Source organism: Streptomyces sp. NPDC059455, from assembly GCF_042750115.1.
Classification (GTDB): Bacteria; Actinomycetota; Actinomycetes; order Streptomycetales; family Streptomycetaceae; genus Streptomyces; species Streptomyces endocoffeicus.
The window spans coordinates 4,438-9,534 of record NZ_JBHYVB010000038.1 but is presented as its reverse complement, the minus strand read 5'-3'; the positions used below and the strand labels follow the sequence as shown (position 1 = coordinate 9,534).

Sequence of the window (5,097 nt, the reverse complement as noted above, 5' to 3'; positions counted from 1 at the left end):
TCTTTCTTTTGTTTGTTTGGTTGTGTTGGGGTGTCGGGCGGGGGGGGGGCGCGGGGCCCCGGCTCCCCCGGGAAGGATGCGGTGCCGTGGCGCTAGCAGAGGAAGTCGGCGTGGCCGGCCTTCACACCCGCCAGAAACCGGGTCATCTCGTTCGTGGTGAAAACCAGTGCGGGGCCGTCGGGGTCGGTCGACTGACGCAGCGCCACCCGCCCGTCGTACAGCTTCTTGGCTTCGACGCAGGCGCCCCCGGCGTCGTCGCTCCACGGCTTGGACCAGCCCAAGGTGCCGAGGTCGTGGGAGGGCATGCAGCTGCGTATGTGGTGGTGCACTTCAGAGCTCCTTGCGAATTGCGCCGAGGACGGCCTCGGTTTTCCTGGCGGGCACCGACTGGGCGCCCATCCGGTCCAGGACCTCGCGATACACCACCACGTCGTCCTCCTTGTCCAGATACACCGCGCCGACCAGGCCGCTGAGGTAGACGATGTCGGGCAGCTCCGGAGCCCTGAGCCGGAAGATATGGAACGCACCGGCCCGCATGGCCGGATGCGGGCCGCTCCCGAACGGCATGATCTGCACGGTCACCTGGGGAAGGGCGCTGACCTCGATCAGATGGTCGATCTGGGCGCGCATCACGGCCGGGCCCCCGACCGGCCACCTCAGCACCGTCTCGTCCATCACGACCCACAGCCGGGGAGGGGATTCCCGGGACAGCAGTTCCTGGCGCTGCATCCGCAGGGCGACCCTGCGCTCGGTGGCCTCCGACGGAGCGTGCGGGTTTCCGGCGCTGAGCAGCGCACGGGCGTAGTCCTCGGTCTGCAGCAGCCCGTGGACGAACTGCGCCTCGTAGGCGCGGATCTGAAGCGCCGCCTGCTCCAGATTCAGATACGCGGCGAACCAGTCCGGCATCACATCGCGGTAGGTGTGCCACCAGCCGCGCTTGTTGGCCTCGCGGACCGACTTCAGGAAGGTGTCGAGCTCATGCCGGTCGGTGATGCCGTACGTCTGGAGCAGCTTCTCCACGTCCGCGAGTCGGAGCCGGGCCACCTTGGCGGCTTCCATCCTGCGGATCGTGGAGTGGCTGACCCCGATCGCCACGCCCGCCTGGTCGTAGGTCAGGCCGGCACGCGTCCGCAGCTCCTCCAGTTGCCTGCCGAGGATCATGCGGAGGACAGAGGGGGCACCGCCCCATGCGGTTTCCGCCGCCAACGCTCTACCTCCCCCCACCGGGCTACGGCTGCAGTCTGTCACGGTCGCCGGCCGCGCGAACGGCATCCCCCCGATGGCAACTTGCAATTTTCAACTTACCGCTTGCAAGTCGTTCGTTGCACCTGCCACAGTGGTCACACCGTCCGATCACGGTGGGAACGCTTGCGTGGGTACGTCCGTAGGCACTGCGCAGTGCGGGAACGGCACGGTCATGATGCGCAGGCAGACGAAAGGCGGCCGCTCGTGGCTCCCCTCGCCCTTCCCCTGACTCCCCTTCGGACGTCCCGGGAGCAGGACACCCACCCGGGATGTGCTTTACGGCTTCCGGCCACCGCCTCCTCGGTGAGCACGATCCGCGCGGCCGTGCGCGAGCGGCTGCGCGCCTGGGGCGTAAGCGCCCAAGTGTGCGACGACGCGCTCCTCGTGGTCTCCGAGCTGGTCACCAACGTGATCACGCATACGGTCAGCGATCACCTGGAGTGCAGGCTGAGCGTCGGCGCGGGACATCTGCGCCTCGAGGTCGAGGATCAGATCCGGGCCCGCACCCTCCCCGCGCCACGCACCCCCGACCCCGATGAGCACTGCGGACGAGGGCTCCTGCTGGTCGGCGCGGTGAGCAGCGCCTGGGGCGTCAGGGACTCCCGGCACGGACCGGGGCGGATCGTATGGGCCGAGCTGCCGTCGCGCACGGAAGAGTGTCACTGACTCATGGACCGACAGTTTGTTGCCCCCGAGGCACCTGAGCCACGTGCGATTCCTGAGGCCCCGTCACTCGGCGCGGCGAGGCTCTGGCGGGGCCACCGCGGACGCCTGCGTCTCCCCGACGGGCTGCCCGCCAGGCTGGGTTACGACGCGGTCGGGATGCCCACGGACATCGGCAGGCGGGTCATGAAGTGTCTGCCCCGCATCGGCTGTGTCTTCGCCGACGACCAGCGGTGGTGGTGGATCGTGCCGTCGGGGTCGAACATCGACGTCGCCTGGCCGCTGTTCACCAGCTACGCGGTCGGGGCGCGGATGACCGACCTGAGCGGCGAGTACTCCGGGCGTTCCCGACCCCCCCGGCTGATCCATCACCCCCAGGACGACTCGCCGTACACGCCGCCGATTCCGCTGTACTTCATGACCTGTCATATCGCCGGAATCCGGCCCCGCTGGTCGCCGGGGGACGCCTCCGGGCCGTCCCAGGCGATCTAGGACCCCGCCCGCGCGCTGCTGCTCCGCATGCGACCCTGCCCGGCCGACAACGTTGTCCCAAGGTATGGACAAACACTGGAGTGAGTGCTCTGGTAATGCGTGCAGCAAGTGTTCCCTGTGGAAGAGTTCCGCCGTCCTCCGGGCGGCGGCGCCAACCGGACCATGGAGCAGCAGCGTGCTGAGACACTTGTTCCTTCGCTTCCCCTCCCTCCTCCGTCCAAGACGGACCTGGCGGCGGCGCGTGGCCGCCGTCGTGGTCCCCGCGCTGGCCGCCACCGGTCTGCTCGTCTCCGGCGCCGGCCCCTCCCACGCCGCCCAGGCCTGGGATCCCAAACCCTCCCCGATGACGACCCCGTGGACGAACCAGGTCCCGGTCGACAACCCCCTGCCGGAGTATCCGCGCCCCCAGCTCACCCGGCCCGACTGGTCCCCCCTCAACGGGATTTGGGACTTCGCGGTCAGCTCCCGCGACGCCGGACAGCCGGCCACGTTCGGTGAGCGGATCCGGGTGCCGTTCGTGCCCGAGTCGGCGCTCTCCGGCGTCCAGCGCAAGATCACCCAGAATGACAAGCTCTGGTACAAGCGCACCTTCACGGTCCCCTCCGGCTGGAACGGCCGCCGCGTCCAGCTCAACTTCGGCGCGTCCGACTGGGAGACCACGGTCTGGGTCAACGGCAAGCAGGCCGGTGCCGCCCACCGCGGCGGCTACGACGCCTTCTCGTACGACATCACGCCCCTGCTGAACGGCGGCACCAACACCATCGTCATCTCCGTTTACGACCCCACGGAGACCGGCGGTCAGGCCATCGGCAAGCAGCGCGTCCAGGATGTCACCCCGCATCCCGGCCGGAGCATCGTCTACACCGCCTCCTCGGGGATCTGGCAGACCGTGTGGCTGGAGCCCACCGCCCCCGCGCACATCACCCGCCTGGACATGGTCCCGCGCCTGGAGGACAACACCCTGCGGGTCACGGTGCGCGGCACCGGAGGAGCCGACGGCGCGGGCGTCAAGGTCACCGTCTCCAGCGGCGGTACGACGGTCGGCAGCGCCACCGGCACGGTGGGCGGAGAGCTCTCCGTGCCGGTGCCGAACACCCGTCTGTGGACGCCGGAGGACCCGTTCCTGTACGACGTCACGGCCGAGCTGACCGGCGCCGCCGGAGCCGACAAGGTCGGCGGCTACACCGGTATGCGGTCGATCGCGGTGAAGGACGTGGGCGGGGTCCGGCGGCCGGTGCTCAACGGCAAGTTCGTCTTCCAGACCGGCACCCTGGACCAGGGCTACTGGCCGGACGGCATCTACACCGCGCCCACCGACGAGGCCCTCAAGTACGACCTGCAGAAACACAAGGACCTGGGCTTCAACATGGTCCGCAAGCACATCAAGGTCGAGCCGCAGCGGTGGTTCTACTGGGCGGACCGGCTCGGGCTGCTGGTGTGGCAGGACATGCCCTCGATGGACAGCGGCAAGACCCCGGACACCGCGGCCCGCGCCCAGTGGGAGAGCGAGTACCGCGCCATCATCGACCAGCACCGCAGCTCGCCCGCGCTCATCCAGTGGGTGGACCAGAACGAGGGCTGGGGCCAGTACGACCAGGCCCGCATCGCCGACATGGTCAAGGCGTACGACCCCTCGCGCCTGGTCGACAACATGAGCGGCGTCAACTGCTGCGCCGCCAAGGACGGCGGCAACGGCGACGTCATCGACAACCACAACTACGTCGGGCCCGGCAACACCCCGGCGGAGTCGGTGCGCGCCTCGGTGCTCGGGGAGTACGGGGGCCTGGGCTACCGGGTGCCCGGCCATGAGTGGTATCCGGGCGGCGGGTTCAGCTACGAGGACCAGCCGAGCGTCTCCGCGCTCAACAACCGGCTCGTCGGCCTGCTCGACGGGATCCGGGAGAGCGGCATGCCCGCGGCCGGTCTGTCGGCCTCCGTCTACACCCAGATCACGGACGTGGAGAACGAGGCCAACGGGCTGATGTCCTACGACCGCCAGGTGGTCAAGGTCGACCAGGCCCGGGTCCGGGCCGCCAACCAGGCCCTCATCGCGGCCTCCCGGTCGGCCGGCGCCACCGTGAAACTGCCCGTCGGGCAGAACGTGTCGATCCGGGTCACCACCCCCGGCTACACCGACCGCTACATCCGCCACTACGACGGGCTGGGCTTCACCGAGGTGGTGAACTCCGCCAGCGCCGACCTGCTGAAGCGGGACGCCACCTGGACGGTCAGGCAGGGTCTCGCGAACAAGCTCTGCTACTCCTTCGAGTCCCGCAACTACCCCGGTGAGTATCTGCGCCACCGCGACTTCCGCGTCCGGCGCGAGGCGGGCGACGGCTCCACCGTGTCCAAGGAGGACGCCACCTGGTGCCCGACCCAGGGCAGCGGTGGCATCCGGATGTCGGCCGCCAACTTCCCCGGGCAGTATCTGCGGCACATCAACGCGGAGCTGTGGCTGGCCCAGTCGGGCGGCAGCCACGCCTGGGACAACCCGGCCAGCTTCACCGAGGACACCACCTGGGCGATCGAGTCGCCCTGGGCTCCCTAGCTCGACCGGCGCGGGCGCTGATCAACGGGCCCGCGCCCTCCGGCGGCCGCCCCCGCGCGGGCGGCCGCCCCTCGCGCCGCCCCCCCCGGCGGCCGCCCCCGCGCTCCACCCCCACCCGCAGGCGCACGGCCCCCCCGGGAAAGGCGGGG

5 protein-coding genes are annotated in these 5,097 nt (G+C 70.0%); 3 read left to right on the top strand and 2 right to left on the bottom strand.

What is annotated here, in order from left to right:
- Positions 1 to 92: 92 nt before the first annotated feature.
- Positions 93 to 305, bottom strand: coding sequence for a DUF397 domain-containing protein (locus ACFXB5_RS16125; RefSeq protein ID WP_385207916.1), 213 nt, complete (start codon positions 303 to 305; stop codon positions 93 to 95).
- Positions 306 to 330: 25 nt separating this feature from the next.
- Entirely contained in the window at positions 331 to 1,206 is an 876-nt protein-coding gene (locus ACFXB5_RS16120; protein WP_385207780.1) for a helix-turn-helix domain-containing protein, read from the bottom strand.
- A gap of 243 nt (positions 1,207 to 1,449) precedes the next feature.
- Between ACFXB5_RS16120 and ACFXB5_RS16115 the strand changes: the two genes are divergently transcribed.
- The 3 genes from ACFXB5_RS16115 (at position 1,450) to ACFXB5_RS16105 (ending at position 4,948) form a co-directional block, all read left to right on the top strand.
- Positions 1,450 to 1,911, top strand: coding sequence for an ATP-binding protein (locus ACFXB5_RS16115; protein WP_385207778.1), 462 nt, complete (start codon positions 1,450 to 1,452; stop codon positions 1,909 to 1,911).
- A gap of 156 nt (positions 1,912 to 2,067) precedes the next feature.
- A complete protein-coding gene (locus ACFXB5_RS16110; RefSeq protein WP_385207775.1) occupies positions 2,068 to 2,400 on the top strand; it encodes a hypothetical protein in 333 nt (110 codons plus the stop codon).
- Positions 2,401 to 2,641: 241 nt separating this feature from the next.
- A complete protein-coding gene (locus ACFXB5_RS16105) occupies positions 2,642 to 4,948 on the top strand; it encodes an AbfB domain-containing protein (RefSeq protein ID WP_385207772.1) in 2,307 nt (768 codons plus the stop codon).
- Positions 4,949 to 5,097 lie beyond the last annotated feature (149 nt).